A 15720-nucleotide genomic window follows, 5' to 3' on the forward strand; every position below is an offset into this window, starting at 1 on the left:
GCAGATCGCGTAGGCGGATTCGGACTCCCATCTTACCGCCGCTGCGCCGCCGGTTTGAAAGTCAGCGGCTGCGAACGGACGAGCAGGGGCCTGCCTAGACTGGCCGAAAGCCTCAACGGAGCGTCCCATGTCCACTCTTGCCCAGCGCATTGCCAGCCTGGATTGGCCAGGTTTGGCTGACCAGCTGGATGCCAGCGGTCACGCCGTCATTCCCAATCTGCTCGATCGCAGCCAGTGTGAGCAGCTGCGGGCGTCCTACATCGAGGACGAGCCTTTCCGTAGCCGCGTGGTCATGGCCCGGCACCATTTCGGCCTGGGCGAATACCGCTACTTCGCCTATCCCTTGCCGGAGCTGGTGCAAGGGTTGCGCGAGGCGCTCTATCCGTCGTTGCGGAGCATCGCCAACAGCTGGCACGAGCGCATGGGCACCGGCATTCGCTATCCGCAGCACCACGCGGAGTTTCTCGAACAGTGCCGGCGCGCCGGACAGGCCCGGCCGACGCCTTTGCTGCTGCGTTATGGCGCGGGTGACTACAACTGCCTGCACCAGGATCTCTACGGCGAGCTTGCCTTCCCGCTGCAGGTGGCGGTCCTCCTGTCGCAACCGGGCCAGGAGTTCGACGGTGGCGAGTTCGTCCTCACCGAGCAGCGACCGCGCATGCAGTCGCGGGTGGACGTGGTGCCGCTGGGGCAGGGCGACGCGGTGGTGTTCGCCGTGGCGCAGCGCCCGGTGCGGGGCATGCGTGGCGACCATCGGGTCAACCTGCGCCATGGCGTCAGCCGCCTGCGTGCCGGCGAGCGCTTCACTCTCGGGGTGATCTTCCACGATGCGCTGTGAGGAGTAGCATGGATCGACCAAGGGTCACGGGAGATCGCCATGCACTACGAAGTCATTCAACGCCACCGCAGCGAGTATCCCGTGCCCATTACCTTCGCCAAGGGTGCGCCGCTGGCCGTTGGCGAGCGCTACGAGGGGGCGGAGGGATGGGAGGACTGGTACTTCTGCTCGACGCCGGGCCAGCGCCAGGGCTGGGTGCCCGCGCAGGTGTTCTCCATGACGGCGCCGGGGGCCGGCGTGGCGATGGAGGATTACACCGCCCGCGAGCTCGACGTGGAGATCGGCGAGCGGGTGGAAGGCGGGCGTGAGCTGGGCGGCTGGCTGTGGTGCGTGCGCGGCGGTGGCGAGGCGGGCTGGGTGCCGCTGGAGTGCCTGCAGGAAGTCGGGGCCTGAGCTAACAAGCGCAGGGCAACCGTTCAGGCTTATCCGCCGTCATCCCGACAGTGAAGCCAGGGCAGGTGCTCAGGACACCCGGCCAAGCTTGATGGTCAACGGCCAGCTGACCGCGCGCTCGGTGACATCGCCCCAGGCCGCGGTGAACTGCGCGCGCAGCGGCTCGACCGGGTCCAGGCCGGTGGCTGCGCGGTAGCTGGCAATGGCGGACCAGCTGTCGAAGTATCCCAGCAGGCGCGGCAGGTCCCAGGTCGCTTCCAGGGCGAAGGCCGGCGTCGGCACGCGCTCGAAGGGGAAGGGAATGGTCTCGTAGCCGGTCTCGACGTGCTTGCGTTCGGGCGCCCAGTAGGGGCCGACCACGTCGTGGTAGAGGTGGCGCACCAGGGCATCCAGCTCGGGGGTAATGTTCAGCAGGTTGTAGGACACCACCGCCAGCAGTGCATCGGGCCGGGAGACGCGGCGCACTTCCTCGTAGAAGCGCGGCACGTCGAACCAGTGCAGCGCCTGGGCGACCAGGGTGAGGTCGACGCTGGCGGGCGCCAGCGAGGTCCGCTCCGCAGGCTCGCAGCGGTAGTCGACGTTCGCCAGGCGTGGCGCCTTGTCCAGCTGCGCGGCATTGATGTCGGTGGCGATCACCTCGGCGAACTGCTTCGCCAGGTCCACGGTGGCCTGGCCGGAGCCGCAACCGCAGTCCCAGGCGCGCGCGCTGCCCGGCGCCGTTTGCGCCAGCCAGGCGAAGAAGGCTGGATCGTAGGTCGGGCGGTTGGCGCGATAGGCGTCGGACTGGGCGGTGAACAACGAGCGCGTATCGGTGGGCTGGGGCGGGCTCTTCTCGGTGGACATGGCAGGCCTCGGCGCGGTGGGAGGCGTTCATCTTGCACGTCCCGCCCGGTCGAGGCCAGTCCGGTTCAGCTCTTGTAGCGGCGTCCGGCGTGCTGTTTCAGCCAGGCCATCAGCCCGCGTTGCGGGACGGCGACGGGTTGTTCCACCAGCAGCGCGGCGCTGGCCTTCTGGCGGAAGTCGAGCAGGCGGCCCATGGCGTCGGCGATTTCCTGGCGTGCGTCGAGGCATGGCGCCAGGGTGGCCTTGTCCAGGTAATAGGCGGCGCCATCGCTGATCGCGGTGAACTGCGCCTGCCAGGCCGAGCCGGTGAGCACGCCGGCCTCGCCGAAGACCTCTCCCGGCCCCATGCGCCCGGCCTCGATGCTCTGGCCTTCGTTGGGCAGGGTGACGCTGACCACGCCGGAATCGATGATCAGCAGTTGCTCGCTGACATCTCCCTGCGCCAACAACACGTCGCCACGCTTGAATGGCCGGCGCTGCATCTTGCTGGCCAGCTCGTCGCGTTCTTCGTCACGCAACGCATCGAACAGCCCGGAGCGCACCAGCAGCGCTCGCGCCCGCGAGGTGCTCTCGCGCATCGGCGCGTCGGCTTCGGCGAGCAGGTTGATGCCCGCCGCCTGCAGGTGCCGGTAGGCGAGGTCGAACAACTGGTTGCGGACTTCGCGTTTCTCACCCATGGCGGCGACGAACCCGCTCATTTCGTACTCCACGCCGTCGGGTGCGGACTTGCGCACGCTCACTGTCGGCGCAGGCATGGACAGTAGCGCGCGACAGCCACCGAGGGCGTGTTCCAGGGCGTCGATCACCTTGCCCGGGCGGATGTGCGGGCTGACCGTCAGGCTGACGCTGACGCCATAGAGGTTGGCCGGGCGGCTCAGGTTGAGCACCTTGGCCTTGGCGGCGAGGGAGTTCGGCACCACTGCCAGGGTGCCTTGCGAGGTTTGCAGGTAGGTGGAGCGCCAGTCGATTTCGGTGACCTTGCCCTCGATGCCGTCGATGGAGATCCAGTCGTCGAGCTGGTACGGCTTGGTGGTGTTCAGCACGATGCCGGAGAACACGTCGCTCAGCGTGCTCTGCAGCGCCAAGCCGAGGACGATGGCGACCACCCCGGAGGTAGCGAGCAGGCCCTTCACCGGCAGCTCCAGCACGTAGCCGGCGGCGGCGATGATGGCGATCAGGAAGATCAGTGCGCCGACCACGTCCTGCAGCAGCCGCCCGCCGTGGCCGATGCGCTGTACCAGCAGGAAACCCAATACGACGGTCAGGCAGCGCGCGGCGAACAGCCACCAGATGATCTGGATGGCGGTGGCGACCAGGTGGCTGGGCAGATCTTCCGGCCAGGGCGCCGCGCGCAGCGGGTTCATCCCGGCGTTGAACAGCAGCAGGCTGAACAGCAGGAAGCAGAGGATACGCGCGGCCAGGCGCCAGTGCGGGTGGGGTGCGCCGATCGAGCGCCAGAGCAGCAGGTCGACCAGCAGCAGGACAGGGGCGGCAAACAGTGGGTGGGTGGTGAGCAGGGCCGGCATCGAGCCTCTCCTTGGAACGATCGCAAGAAGATGGCACAGAAAGCGCTTTCTGGCAGCGCCCTTAGCTGGCGTTGGGGTGTTTCACCAGCGTGCGCCACTCGTCCGTCTCGACCTCGCCGGCGATGCGCAGCGGCGGATGGCTGTCGTCGAACAGCACGAGGGCGCTGCCGTATTCGGGGGTGTCGGTTTCCCGCACGTTCAGGTTTTCCCGCAGGCGGTCGAAGCATTCGCTGTGGGTGACCAGCACCAGGTTGCGGTGGGCGGCCTTGTGCTGGCGGATGTGGGCCAGCATGTCGTCGTCCTTGCAGGAGTAAAGCCAGTCCTGGCGAGCCACGGTGTGGTCGAACATCAGGTCGGCGGTCTGCGCGGTGCGGGTCAGCGGGCTGCTGTAGATGTCGGTGGCCCCGAGGCCGAGGCCGGTAAGGGTGTCGCCCAGCCGTTGGGCGATGGCTCCGGCGCGGGCGGTGATGCCGTCGGCGGCGCCCAGGCACGGTGCGCTGGAGCGGTCGCAGCGTTCCATGTGGCGGACCAGCAGGACCACGCCACCCCGCGCCCAGCTCTGGCTGAACGCGCTCTGGCTGGGGACGTCGTCCAGTGGCGACGGCAATGAGCGCCAGGCGACCAGGGCCAGTGCGGTGCAGGTCAGAAGGGTAGCGGCCAGTAACGGAAAGCGGGGCAAGATCGATCCTCGTGCGGGTGCGTCCAAGCGATATGCGTGGCGCTGGGCGCATGCTGTACCCGGCGAGGTGACAATCACACGATGGATTGATGACGAAGCGGTGATGAAAGTTCCCTACCGCCCGGCAGTTGCTCAGTCGCGGGCGGACTCTACCACGCTGACGGTGGCCGTGGTGCCGGCACGCAGGCGGTCGCGGCCTGCGTAGTGCGGATCGATGGCGATGCGCACCGGAATGCGCTGGGCCAGCTTCACCCAGGTGTAGCTCGGGTTGATGTTGGCGAGCAGGCGATTGCCCGGAAGGTTCTCGCGATCGGTGATGGCAAACGCGATGCTTTCTACGCGCCCGTCGAAACGCTCGCCGCTCATCAGTTGAACGCTCACGCTGTCGCCCTCGTGGATGCGCGGCAGCTTGGTCTCCTCGAAGTAGCCGCTGACGTGGAAGGAGTCGCTGTCCACCAGCGCCACCAGGGCGCCTCCGGCCGTGGCGTAGTCGCCGGCGCGGGTCTGCAGGTTGGTTACGTAGCCGTTCACCGGCGCTACCACCTGGGTGCGCTCCAGGTCCAGGCGAGCCTGCTTCTGCGCGGCTTCGGCGAGTGCCACATTGGCCTGTGCCAGGCCCAGGTTGGCCTGTTCGCGCAATAGCTGCGCCTCGGCGACGGTGACATCGGTATGGGCCTTCTCCCATTCTTCGTTGGAGATCGCCGAGCGCGCCTTCAGCTCCTTGCGGCGGATTTCCTCACTCTGGCGCTGGCGCAGCAGCGCCTGGTTGGCGGCGATGGCGGCCTGGGACTGGCCGAGCGCGGCGCGGGCGACTTCCACCGCGCGATCAGCGTGCAAGACCGCCAGTTCGTAGCGCGCCGGGTCGATGGTCAACAACACCTCGCCCTTGCTGACGTGCTGGTTGTCCTTCACCCGCAGTTCGACGATGCGCCCGGTGACGTCCGCCGAGACCGTCACCACGTCGGCGCGTACCCGCGCATCGCGGGTCCAGGGCGCACGGGTGTAGTAGGTCCAGGCATAGAACGTGAGGACCAGGGCGAGCGCGACCAACGCCAGGGTGATCAACGGCGGCAGGGCTTTGCGCAGACTGGCCATTCAGTGCAGGGCTCCCATGAGCAGGATCAGCGCGGAGCAGATGCAGGCGTACAGGGCGCCCTCGAACAGCGCTTCGTGCCAGACCAGACGCAGTACGCCGAGGCGGCGAAGGCTCCAGTCCAGCAGCAGGAAGATCGGCAGCGCCAGCAACAGGGCCTGCGCCAGGGGCGGCAGGTAGATCCCGCCCAGTTCGATATCAACGGGCATGCAGCGGTTGTTCCCCGTGGTCGTCGTGGAAGTCGACGGCTTCGCTGTACAGGTCGCGGAAGCGCTCCAGCAGGTCGGCGGCCACCAGCAGCGCGACGCCGCTGACGAACACCGGACGCATCGCGTCGCCGCTGGGGTAGTGGTCGTGGTTCTGCAGTTCGTCCAGCTCGGTGCCCAGCTCGCGCATCGCTGCCAGCACACGGTGCAGTGGCGCGGCCGGCGGCTGGTCGAGGCAGGCGGCGAGTTCGTCGAGCACCAGCGACAGGCGCGCCCGCAACGTCTCGGGCAGGCCGTGGGCATTCAGGCTTTCACGGCGCAGTTGATGCAGCACTACGCCCAGGGTCATGCTCGCCAGGCTGCACTGGAAGCGTTCGCCGGAGTGGGGATCACGCGCTGCCGGCAGCAGCCCGAGCATGATCGCCAGGCGATCCACCATGCGGCTTTCGAACAGGAACCGGCGCGCCTCGCTGGGTTTGGACAGCAGTACCGAACGCACTTCGGCGCGGGTGCGGCGCGATTGGCGGCGCAGGCGCGCGTCGGCATCGAAAGGGAAGATCCAGGCGTACACCAGCAGTGCCAGTACGCCAGCGCACACGTAGCCGCCGGCGAATTCGAACCATTGCAGCGCGCTGTTGGTCCAGGCGCCCTGGTTCTGCGGGCCGACCAGCAGGAAGGTGGACAGCCCCAGGCCGATGCCGATCCCGGCGGTCTGCGGATTGGCCAGGCCCACCGCGATCACATAGAGCAGCGGCGTGAGGAACAGCGCGAGCATCTCGAAGTCGCCGACGCTGGGCAGCAGCAGGAATTGCAGCAGCGCCGCCACCACCAGCGCCAGGGCCAGGCCGCGCATGTAGGCCAGGCTGGCCAGCAGCGGGCGCGGGAAGGTAGCGAGCAGCGAGCAGAGAATGCCGATCAGGATCATCCCGGCACGGGCGCCATCCCAGGCGGTTTCCACCCAGATCCAGCCCGCGCAGCAGAGGGCGATGAACGCGCGGCTACCGTTCATGGCGGCGAGGTGGAAGTCCAGGTGCAGGGCATGGGCCTGGCTCTGCGGATAGGAACTGCTGCCGGGGCGTCCCTCCTGGATCGCCTCGCTCAGTTCGATCATCTCGTCCAGTTGCTGCATCAGCCGGGCCTGCTCGAAACGCAGTGCCCAGGCGAGGGAGCGCAGTGAGGTGGGCAGGCCATCGGCCAGTTCCTCCGCCTGCCGCGCGGCGGCGTCGAAGCGCTGGCGCAGGCGGGTGATGCGCTTGCGGGAGGATGAGGGCAGGGCGCGGCCATACTCGGCGAGCTCCTCCAGGCTGGCGAGTTCGTCCTCGCGCAGTTGGCGAACCGATTCGGGCAGCGGACCGGTCAGGCGCGCCTCGATCAGTTTGCGCTGGCGCCGCAGGATGGCCAGCCGCGAGGTCATCAGCACCAGCTGGTTGGCCAGTTGCTGCACCAGTTCGTTGGCGCCCCGCAGACGCGGTGCGTCGAAGTACAGGTGGCGGCGCAGCATTTCCAGTGCGGCGATCTCGTTCAGCAACTGCTTCTGTCGTTGCTGGAAATCTTCCTCGCTTTCTTCGCCGCGGATCACCGCTGCCGCGTGCACCGCGATCAGCCGGATCAACTGGTCGACCTTGGCGAAGTAGCCCCGCGCCACGCTTTGCGGACGGGCGAAGAACAGGCTGACCAGGGTCACGCAGGCCACGCCGAGCAGCGTCTCGGTCACCCGGGTGATGGCCAGGGTGTAGGTGGATTCCGGTTCGGGCTGGGCCAGCAGGGCGACGATGACCGCGGTGAAGCCGCTGAGCACGAAGGCGTGGGAATGGGTGAAGCGCATCAGCGTGCCGCCAGCGGTGCAGATCGCCAGCCATAGCGCCAGGGTGACGATGAAGGGCAGCGGCGCCTGGGGAAACAGCGCCATGATCGCCACCGCGACCACGGCGCCGATGGTGGTGCCGATCACCTGGGCGAAGCTCTTCTGCAGGGTCATGCCGGCCAGTGGGGTGCTGATGATCACCACCGTCATGGTCGCCCACTTGGGCTGTTCGAGATCCAGCAGGAATGCCAGGTACAGCGTCAGCAGGCCGGCGAGCACAGTGCGCAGGGCGAAGAGCAGGGTATCGCGGCCCGGATGGATGACGGCACGCAGGTACAGCAGCAGTGGTGACATGCCGGGCCCCTCGATCTCGGCGGGTGGACGCCGCGTTGCAGCGCGGCGTCGGCGAACCCTATCCAGTGTGGTCGAGGATCGGCGGGCTTGCGGAAAATTCTTCGTTCAGCCGGTGGCGTGCAGCGACTGCGCCAGGCGCTCCTGGATGAAGTCGAGGAAGCACTGGATGCGCAGCGCCAGCTGGGAGTTGCGGTAGTACACCGCGTGGATCGGCTGGCGGCGCTCGCTGGTCAGCTCCGGCAGGACGCGCACCAGCCGCCCGGCGCGAATGTCGTCGCAGGTCATGAAGCTGGCCAGGCAGGCGATGCCCTGGGCGCCGATGGCCAGCTGGCGCAGGGTCTCGCCGCTGGAGGCGGAGAGCGAGGGATTGACCGTAAGGGTGTCGCCGCCGGCATGACGGATCGGCCAGACGTTCAGCGCTTCGGGCTGGGTGAAGCCGAGCAGGGAATGGCCGAGCAATTCCTCGAGGTTGGCCGGGGTGCCGTGGCGCTCCAGGTACTCCGGCGCCGCCAGCAGGTTCAGCCGGCTGCTGCCCAGTGGGCGGGCGTGCAGGCTGGAGTCGGCGAGCTGGCCGATGCGGATGGCGATGTCGGTGCTCTGCTCCAGCAGGTCGATGTTGAGGTCGTTGGTATTGAGCTGCAGCTCGATGTCCGGATAGCGCTCGCGAAAGGCGCCGATATGCGGCACCACGGCGTGCAGCATGAAGGGCGAGGCGGCGTTGATCCGCAGGCGCCCAGCGGGGGATTGCTGGCGCAGGGCGAGACGCTCTTCCAGGGCATCCATCTGTTCGAGGATGTGCCGGGCGTTCTCCAGAAAGAACTCGCCTTCCTCGGTCAGCTTCATCCGCCGCGTGGTGCGGTTGAGCAGGGTGGTGCCGAGCTTTTCCTCGAGCTTGGACAGCGCCCGGCTGACGGCCGAAGGCGTCAGGCCCAGTTGCTCGGCGGCGGCGGTGATGGAGCCGCAGTCGATCACCGTGGCGAAGGTCTTGAGTTCGTCGGAATGGGCTTTCATTGGCGGGCCTGTTCGGGAGCGGCGGGGTGGATTGTAGGAGGGGCAGCGGGGCGTTGTCTTGAAGCGTTGCTGTCGCTGATGGCGCGGACTTTGTTCGACTTTGAGGTTTTTGGGCTTTCGCTCCTGCGGGAGATATGTTCGCTCAGGCCTGCCCTCACCCCAACCCTCTCCCACGGGGAGAGGGGGCCTTTCGTGCCGGCTGACGCGCTGGTTTCAACCTGCACCCTAACCCTCTCCCTTCGGGAGAGGGTTAGGGTGAGGGAGAGGGGCTCTTAACTGAGCAGCCCGCACTATCAGTACGTTCCCGGATAAGCCCCACCATCGAGCAACAGGTTCTGCCCGGTCAGGTAGCCCGCCTGCGCGCTGCACAGGAAGGCGCAGAACGCGCCGAGTTCCTCGGCAGTGCCGAAGCGTCCGGCGGGGATTTCCTGGCGCCCGGCGTCGATCAGCTCGCCTTCATTGCGCCCGCTGAGTTGGGCCGCGCGTTGGAATCCACTGCGCAGGCGGTCGGTATCGAAGGAGCCGGGCAGCAGGCCGTTGATGGTCACGTTGTTGCCTGCCACCTGCGGTTGGCGCGCCAGCCCGGCGACGAAACCGGTCAGGCCGCTGCGTGCGCCGTTGGACAGGCCCAGGGTGGCGATGGGCGCTTTCACCGCGCCGGAGGTGATGTTGATGATGCGCCCGAAACCGCGCTCGGCCATGCCGTCGACGGTGGCCTTGATCAGCTCGATGGGCGTGAGCATGTTCAGCTCCAGGGCGCGCAGCCAGTCTTCACGTTCCCAGTCTCGGAAGTCGCCGGGCGGCGGGCCGCCGGCATTGTTTACCAGAATGTCCACCTGCGGGCAGGCGGCGAGCAGCGCGGCGCGCACGTCCGGCTGGCTGATGTCGCCGGCCACTTCGCGCACTTCCACGCCCAGCTGGCGCAGCTCGGCGGCGGTGGCGGCGAGGGTGTCGACGTCACGGGCGTTGATCGCCAGGTTCACGCCTTCGCGGGCCAGCGCTGCCGCGCAGCCCTTGCCCAGCCCTTTGCTGGCGGCGCAGACCACCGCCCAGCGGCCCTTGATGCCCAGATCCATGTTGTTCTCCTGTTGATTGCGAGTCGCCGGAGCGTCCGGCATCGGTAGGAGCGGACCCTGTCCGCGATAGGCTGGGTGCGCTCCATGGCTGCCCGGAGTGGCGATGAAATGATCGCGGACAGAGTCCGCTCCTGCGCATGACCTTCATCACGCGTAATGAGCCGACTCAGGCAACGACCGCCGGCGCGGGTAATAGACTGATCCATTTACCGCTGCCGTGGCCGGACTTCAAGCGGCGCAGCGCTTCGGGCAGCTCGGCAAAGTCGAAGAACTGCTTCGCCGGCGCCTGCAGCTGACCGTCGGCGACGCCCTGCATCAGGCTCGCTGCCGCATGGTGCAGCTCCTGCCAGTCCAGCGCCTCGCCGTGGGCGTGGATGCTGTTGAGCGCCACTTCGTGCAGTGAAATCGCGGTGCTGAAGGCTGGCAGCGGCGCGTTTTCCTGGCGGTCCTGAATGCACACCAGGTGGCCGTTGTAGCCCAGCAATGGCGCAAGGCTGGCCGCGTGCTCGCCGCTGACGGTATCGATGATCCCATGCAGACGACGAGGGCCGAGGACGTCGCGCAACTGCGCGGACCACTGCCCGTCGCGGTAGTCGAAGACCCCGGCGATGCCCAGTTGCAGCAGGTGCTCGCGGTGCTTCGCCGAGGCCGTCACCCACACGCGCAGGCCGCGTTGCAGGGCGAGTTGTGCCAGCAGATAGCCCACCGCACCGCCGGCACCGGTCACCAGCACGTCGCGATTGCTGCAGGCCGGCAGCTTGTCCAGCGCCTGCCAGGCGGTGAGGCCGGGGCAGGGCAGGCTGGCGGCGGTGGCGTCGTCCAGCGAATCGGGCACCGGGTAGACCGCGCGGGCACGCAGCAGGCTGTACTCGGCAAAGCTACCGCCGCGAGTCAGCGCCTGGTGGTAGGCGACGCGGGTGCCGGCGCGCAGGTTCACGTCGGCGCCCACGGCAATGACGATGCCGACACCATCCACGCCGGGCACCTGGCCCTGCTGCCAGTCGTCCCGGCCCCAGTCGATCATCTTCCAGTCCACGGGGTTCAGGGCGATGGCGGTGTTGGCAACCAGTACCTCGTCCGGCCCGGGCGTGGGTACCGGCAGACGGGAGAGGTTCAGGCCGTCGATGCCGGCGCCGGGCGTCCAGGTCCAGGCTGCATGGTTTGCAGGGGAGTGGTCGTTTGCACTCATGAAGACTCCTTGGAAACGGCAAAGCCGCCCCGAGGGGCGGCTGTCGATCAGCGGCGGTTCAGTCCCAGGCCGGGGCCAGGCTTTCCGGGCTGGTGATGCGCTCGTTGCGCTCCAGCGCGGCGATGGCGGCCATGTCGGCGTCGGTCAGGCGCAGGTCGACGGCGCGCAGGTTGCCTTCGAGGTTCTCGCGCTTGGTGGACGACGGGATCACCGAGTAGCCCAGTTGCATCGCCCAGGCCAGGGTGACCTGCGCCGGGGTGACGCCGTGGCGCTTGGCGATGCCGATGATCACCTCGTCGCTGAGCACCTTGCCGTAGCCCAGGGTCATGTAGGAGGTGATGTGGATGCCCTGGCTCTGGGCGAAGTCCACTACCTTGCGGTTCTGCAGGTAGGGGTGCAGTTCCACCTGGTTGGTGGCGATCTGGCCGGCGCCGACAGCGGCGATGGCCTCCTGCATCAGGGCGATGGTGAAGTTGGACACGCCGATCTCGCCGGTCAGGCCCTGGGCCTTGGCTTCGGCCAGGGCGCCCATGAATTCGGCGACCGGTACCTGGCCCTTGGGCGACGGCCAGTGGATCAGGGTCAGCTCGACGCGGTCGGTGCGCAGCTTGTGCAGGCTGTCCTTGAGGCTGGGGATCAGCTTGTCGGCGGCGTAGTTCTCGGTCCAGATCTTGGTGGTCAGGTACAGCTCGTCGCGCTTCACCTTGCTGCCGGCGATGGCTTCGCCGACGTCGGCTTCGTTGCCGTAGATCTGCGCGGTGTCGATGGCGCGGTAACCCAGGTCCAGCGCGGTGCGAATCGAGTCGATGACGGTCTGGCCCTTGAGGCGGAAGGTGCCGAGGCCGAAGGCGGGAACGCTCATGGAAGAACTCCTTGTGGTCGATCAGTGAGTGGGAACCGCGCCGACGGGGCTCGGTTCCGTGGAATTGCGCCGGTCCAGACGACCGCTCAGGGCGGTCAGGCCGAACGCGGCAAAGGTGACGATGGCGGCGATCCAGGGCGTATGGCCCAGGCCCAGGTGGCTGACGACAAGACCGCCCGCCCAGGAACCGCCGGCCACACCGAGGTTGAACGCGGCGATGTTGAAGCCGGCGGCGACATCCACGGCGTCCGGCGCCACGCGCTCGGCCTGCTGCACGACGTAGACCTGCAGGCCGGGCACGTTGCCGAAGGCGACTGCGCCCCAGGCCAGCACCGTCAGGACCACCAGCCACGGATTGCCGGCGGTGAAGGTGAGCACCAGCAGTACCGAAGCCAGCAGGCCGAAGATGATCTTCAGCGCGCTCACCGGGCCGCGCTTGTCGGCCAGGCGGCCGCCCCAGATATTGCCGATGGCCACCGAGACACCGTAGGCCAGGAGCACGGCGCCGACCATGTTCGGGCTGAATCCGGCCAGGTCCTGGAGGATCGGCGCGAGGAAGGTGAAGGCGATCAGCGAGCCGCCGTAGCCCACGGCCGTCATCGCGTAGACCAGCAGCAGGCGCGGCTGCAGCAGCACGCGAGCCTGGCGCAGCAGCGGCGCGGGCGGGGTGTGCTGGATGTTCTTCGGGACGAACAGCAGGCTGCCGAGCAGGGCGATCACGCCGAAGGCGGCGACCACCAGGAAGGTCACGCGCCAGCCCAGGTGCTGGCCGATGAAGGTGCCCAGCGGAATGCCGGTGACGAAGGCGACTGTCATGCCGCTGAACATGGTGGCGATGGCGCTGGCGGCCTTGTCCTTGCTCACCAGGTTGGTGGCGATGATCGAGCCGACCGAGAAGAACACGCCGTGGGCGAGCCCGGTGAGGATGCGCGCGATGATCAGCGATTCGTAGCTGGGCGCCTGCCAGGCCACCAGGTTGCCGACGGTGAACAGCGCCATCAACCCGACCAGCAATGCCTTGCGCGGGATGCGGCCGGTCATGGCGGTCAGGAGCGGCGCGCCGATGGCGACGCTGAGGGCGTAGAGGCTGACCAGCAGGCCGGCGGAGGGCAGGGTGACGCCCAGGTCTGCGGCGATGGTGGGGATCAGGCCGACGATGACGAACTCCGTCGTGCCGATGGCGAAGGCGCTCAGGGTCAGCGCCAGGAGGGCGAGAGGCATGCTGTGGGACTCCGGACGAATGGGATGCGATGGATGGCATTGTCCGGAAGTCAGGCTTTGAGAAAAACGCGGTGAAGGGCAAAGGATAGTTGATCCTGAATCACGAATAGGGCGAGCGTCTACGCTTGCAGGCAGTGATCAAGGGCACCCATGACGAGGACTCAGCCATGCACTACACCGGCACCTGCCACTGCGGCGCGGTGGCTTTCGCCTTCGACGCGGAACTCGACGAACTGGTGCGCTGCGACTGCTCGCTGTGCGGCAAGCGCAATGCGCTGATGGCGACGGTGCCCAAGGACAGTTTTCGCCTGACCCGTGGCGAGGAGGCGCTGCGCCTGTACCGCTGGAACAGTGGGGTGGCACTGCACTATTTCTGCGGGACGTGCGGGATCTACGTCTATCACCAGCGGCGCAGCAATCCGGCGGTGCTCAGCGTGAACGCATGCTGTATCGATGGGATCGACCCTGAATCGATTCCGCTGCGGCGGGTGGATGGCAAGAGTATGAGCACGGTGGCTGGTCCCAACTCTTAGGAGTGGATTTATCCCGGGTGGATTTCGCGGACAAGGTCCGCTCCTACGAGGGCACAAGCAGCGCGGGTTTTCCTGTAGGAGTGGGTTTATCCGGGAGGGATTTCGCGGACAAGGTCCGCTCCTACGAAGGCACAAGCAGCTCGGGTTTTCTTGTAAGAGTGGGTCCGCTCCTACGAATACGCAGGGCGCTCGGGTTTCCTGTAGGAGCGGACCTTGTCCGCGACCGCGGGCATGGCCCGCGCCTTTGGAAGCACGCAAGGCTTTACCCACAAAAAAGCCCCGCACGAGGCGGGGCTTCTTCTTTATCTACCGAGCGATCAGTTGGCGGCGGCGGCCGAGGCGGCCATGTCCGACACGCTCTCGCCACGATGCTGGCTGAACTGCGGAGCCAGCGAGCCGGCGATCATGCCGATGGCGCTGCAGATCAGGCCGACCAGCTGCGGCGGCCAGAAGTCGCCTTCCTGATGGCCCAGCTCCAGCGACACCCAGCCGATCAGGCCGCAGGCAATGGCGGTCAGGGCGCCCTGGGTGGTGGCGCGCTTCCAGAACAGGCCGAAGAACAGCGGCACCACCGCGGCGACCAGGGTCACCTTGTAGGCGTTGCCGACCATCTCGTAGATGCTGGCGTTGGACAGCAGGGCGAACAGGCAGGTGGCGACGGTCATCGCCAGTACGCTGCAACGCATGGCCAGCAGGGCCTGACGGTCGTTCATGTTGGGCAGGAAGTGCTTGACGATGTTCTCGGTCAGGGTCACCGACGGGGCCAGCAGGGCGCCCGAGGCGGAGGACATGATGGCCGAGAGCAGGGCGCCGAAGAACATGATCTGGGCGAACAGCGGGGTACGTTCCAGGATCAGGTGCGGCAGGATCTGCTGGGAATCTTCGGCCAGCCAGTGCTTGACCATCTCCGGCTCGATCATCGAGGCGGCGTAGATCAGGAAGATCGGCAGCATGCAGAAGACCAGGTAGCAGCAGGCACCGGTCATGGTGGCGCGCTGGGCGATCTTCTCGGTCTTGGCCGACATCACGCGGGCATACACGTCCTGCTGCGGGATGGAGCCGAACATCATCGTCACCGCCGCACCCAGGAAGGCGACGATGTCCTTCGCCGAGGTGCCGTGCAGGAAGGTGAACTTGCCTTCGCTGGCGGCATGGCTGATCACGTTGACCGGGCCGCCGGCCATGTCGCCGATCAGCCAGACGAGGTAGAACAGGCCGCAGACGATGATGATCATCTGCAGGAAGTCGGTCAGCGCCACCGACCACATGCCGCCGAACAGGGTATGCAGCAGGACGATGATGGTGCCGATGATCATGCCCTGGGTGGTGGTCAGGCCGCCGTCGGAGAGCACGCTGAAGACCACGCCCAGCGCGGTGATCTGCGCGGCGACCCAGCCCATGTAGGAAATGATGATCACCAGGCTGGTGAAGATTTCCACGTGCTGGCCGAAGCGCTTGCGGAAGAAGTCACCGATGGTGAGCAGGTTCAGGCGGTACAACGGGCGGGCGAAGACCACGCCGACCAGCATCAGGCAACCGAAGGAGCCGAAGGGGTCTTCGATGATCCCGGCGAAGCCTTCTTCGAGGAAGGTGGCCGGAATGCCCAGCACGGCTTCGGAGCCGAACCAGGTGGCGAACACCATGGTCACGACGAGGGGGAAGGACATGCTCCGGCCAGCGGCGGCATAGTCCGAGGAGTTGTGCACGCGGGTGGTGGCGTAGAAACCGACAGCTACGGTGATCACCAGATACACCGCTACAAACCAGATCAGCATTTGTTCGTTCCGTTGGCTCGCCGGGAACCGTACCGCCGAGACGAAACTCGGGCAGGTGGGCCACGACTGACAAAGTTGTTTTTGTTGGGTTGCGCGGCCGAGGTCATCCGGTGCACCAGGCAGGAAGCCGGAAAAACGTAACCAGTTGCGACAACGGGCCGCAGTCTGCCAAATCCGTCAAATATGTCAAACACTTGAATTGCTCATGAGTGAAAAAAATTACATCTCAAGACGAATGGTGTAGGTAAGAGGTTGATTTGATTGGTTGCTAACGATCTAGCGTGACTGTTTAGTCGTTTATTTTTTACATGCCATGT

At 66.8% G+C, this 15720-nt stretch carries 15 protein-coding genes; 3 read left to right on the plus strand and 12 right to left on the minus strand.

The window, feature by feature from the left end:
* The first annotated feature begins 127 nt into the window (after positions 1-127).
* The gene (locus JVX91_RS18410) at positions 128-838 is read left to right on the plus strand and encodes a 2OG-Fe(II) oxygenase (RefSeq protein WP_205335615.1); all 711 of its coding nucleotides are present in this window, start codon (positions 128-130) and stop codon (positions 836-838) included.
* Positions 839-877: 39 nt separating this feature from the next.
* The gene (locus tag JVX91_RS18415; protein ID WP_205335616.1) at positions 878-1231 is read left to right on the plus strand and encodes an SH3 domain-containing protein; all 354 of its coding nucleotides are present in this window, start codon (positions 878-880) and stop codon (positions 1229-1231) included.
* A 69-nt stretch (positions 1232-1300) separates the two neighbouring features.
* Here JVX91_RS18415 and JVX91_RS18420 read toward each other — a convergent pair whose 3' ends face one another.
* The 11 genes from JVX91_RS18420 to JVX91_RS18470 form a co-directional block, all read right to left on the minus strand.
* Positions 1301-2074 (minus strand): class I SAM-dependent methyltransferase, encoded by a 774-nt coding sequence (locus JVX91_RS18420; RefSeq protein ID WP_205335617.1) that lies wholly within the window; start codon positions 2072-2074, stop codon positions 1301-1303.
* 65 nt (positions 2075-2139) lie between these two features.
* Positions 2140-3600, minus strand: a complete 1461-nt coding sequence (locus JVX91_RS18425; protein WP_205335618.1) for a mechanosensitive ion channel family protein — start codon at positions 3598-3600, stop codon at positions 2140-2142.
* Positions 3601-3661: 61 nt separating this feature from the next.
* A complete protein-coding gene (locus JVX91_RS18430; protein ID WP_205335619.1) occupies positions 3662-4279 on the minus strand; it encodes a histidine phosphatase family protein in 618 nt (205 codons plus the stop codon).
* Positions 4280-4411: 132 nt separating this feature from the next.
* Entirely contained in the window at positions 4412-5365 is a 954-nt protein-coding gene (locus tag JVX91_RS18435; protein WP_205340043.1) for an HlyD family secretion protein, read from the minus strand.
* Between the two features lie 9 nt (positions 5366-5374).
* Positions 5375-5581 (minus strand): DUF1656 domain-containing protein, encoded by a 207-nt coding sequence (locus JVX91_RS18440; RefSeq protein ID WP_205335620.1) that lies wholly within the window; start codon positions 5579-5581, stop codon positions 5375-5377.
* Positions 5571-7736, minus strand: a complete 2166-nt coding sequence (locus tag JVX91_RS18445) for an FUSC family protein (RefSeq protein ID WP_205335621.1) — start codon at positions 7734-7736, stop codon at positions 5571-5573. Before JVX91_RS18445 ends, JVX91_RS18440 begins: the two co-directional genes overlap by 11 nt.
* Before the next feature lie 105 nt (positions 7737-7841).
* Entirely contained in the window at positions 7842-8747 is a 906-nt protein-coding gene (locus JVX91_RS18450; protein WP_205335622.1) for a LysR family transcriptional regulator, read from the minus strand.
* A 293-nt stretch (positions 8748-9040) separates the two neighbouring features.
* Positions 9041-9823 (minus strand): SDR family oxidoreductase, encoded by a 783-nt coding sequence (locus tag JVX91_RS18455; protein ID WP_205335623.1) that lies wholly within the window; start codon positions 9821-9823, stop codon positions 9041-9043.
* A 166-nt stretch (positions 9824-9989) separates the two neighbouring features.
* Positions 9990-11012, minus strand: a complete 1023-nt coding sequence (locus JVX91_RS18460; protein ID WP_205335624.1) for a zinc-binding dehydrogenase — start codon at positions 11010-11012, stop codon at positions 9990-9992.
* Positions 11013-11070: 58 nt separating this feature from the next.
* Positions 11071-11874 (minus strand): 2,5-didehydrogluconate reductase DkgB, encoded by an 804-nt coding sequence (gene dkgB, locus JVX91_RS18465; protein ID WP_205335625.1) that lies wholly within the window; start codon positions 11872-11874, stop codon positions 11071-11073.
* A gap of 21 nt (positions 11875-11895) precedes the next feature.
* Positions 11896-13095 carry an MFS transporter gene (locus JVX91_RS18470; RefSeq protein ID WP_205335626.1) on the minus strand — a complete coding sequence of 400 codons (1200 nt, stop codon included), beginning with the start codon at positions 13093-13095 and terminating at the stop codon, positions 11896-11898.
* A 167-nt stretch (positions 13096-13262) separates the two neighbouring features.
* Here JVX91_RS18470 and JVX91_RS18475 point away from each other — a divergent pair, with 167 nt between their 5' ends.
* Positions 13263-13628 (plus strand): GFA family protein, encoded by a 366-nt coding sequence (locus JVX91_RS18475; RefSeq protein WP_205335627.1) that lies wholly within the window; start codon positions 13263-13265, stop codon positions 13626-13628.
* 317 nt (positions 13629-13945) lie between these two features.
* Here the strand turns inward: JVX91_RS18475 and JVX91_RS18480 are convergent, their stop codons facing one another.
* The gene (locus JVX91_RS18480) at positions 13946-15403 is read right to left on the minus strand and encodes a sodium:solute symporter family protein (RefSeq protein WP_205335628.1); all 1458 of its coding nucleotides are present in this window, start codon (positions 15401-15403) and stop codon (positions 13946-13948) included.
* Positions 15404-15720: the final 317 nt, after the last annotated feature.

Origin of the sequence: Pseudomonas sp. PDNC002, assembly GCF_016919445.1 — a bacterium.
Classification (GTDB): Bacteria; Pseudomonadota; Gammaproteobacteria; order Pseudomonadales; family Pseudomonadaceae; genus Pseudomonas.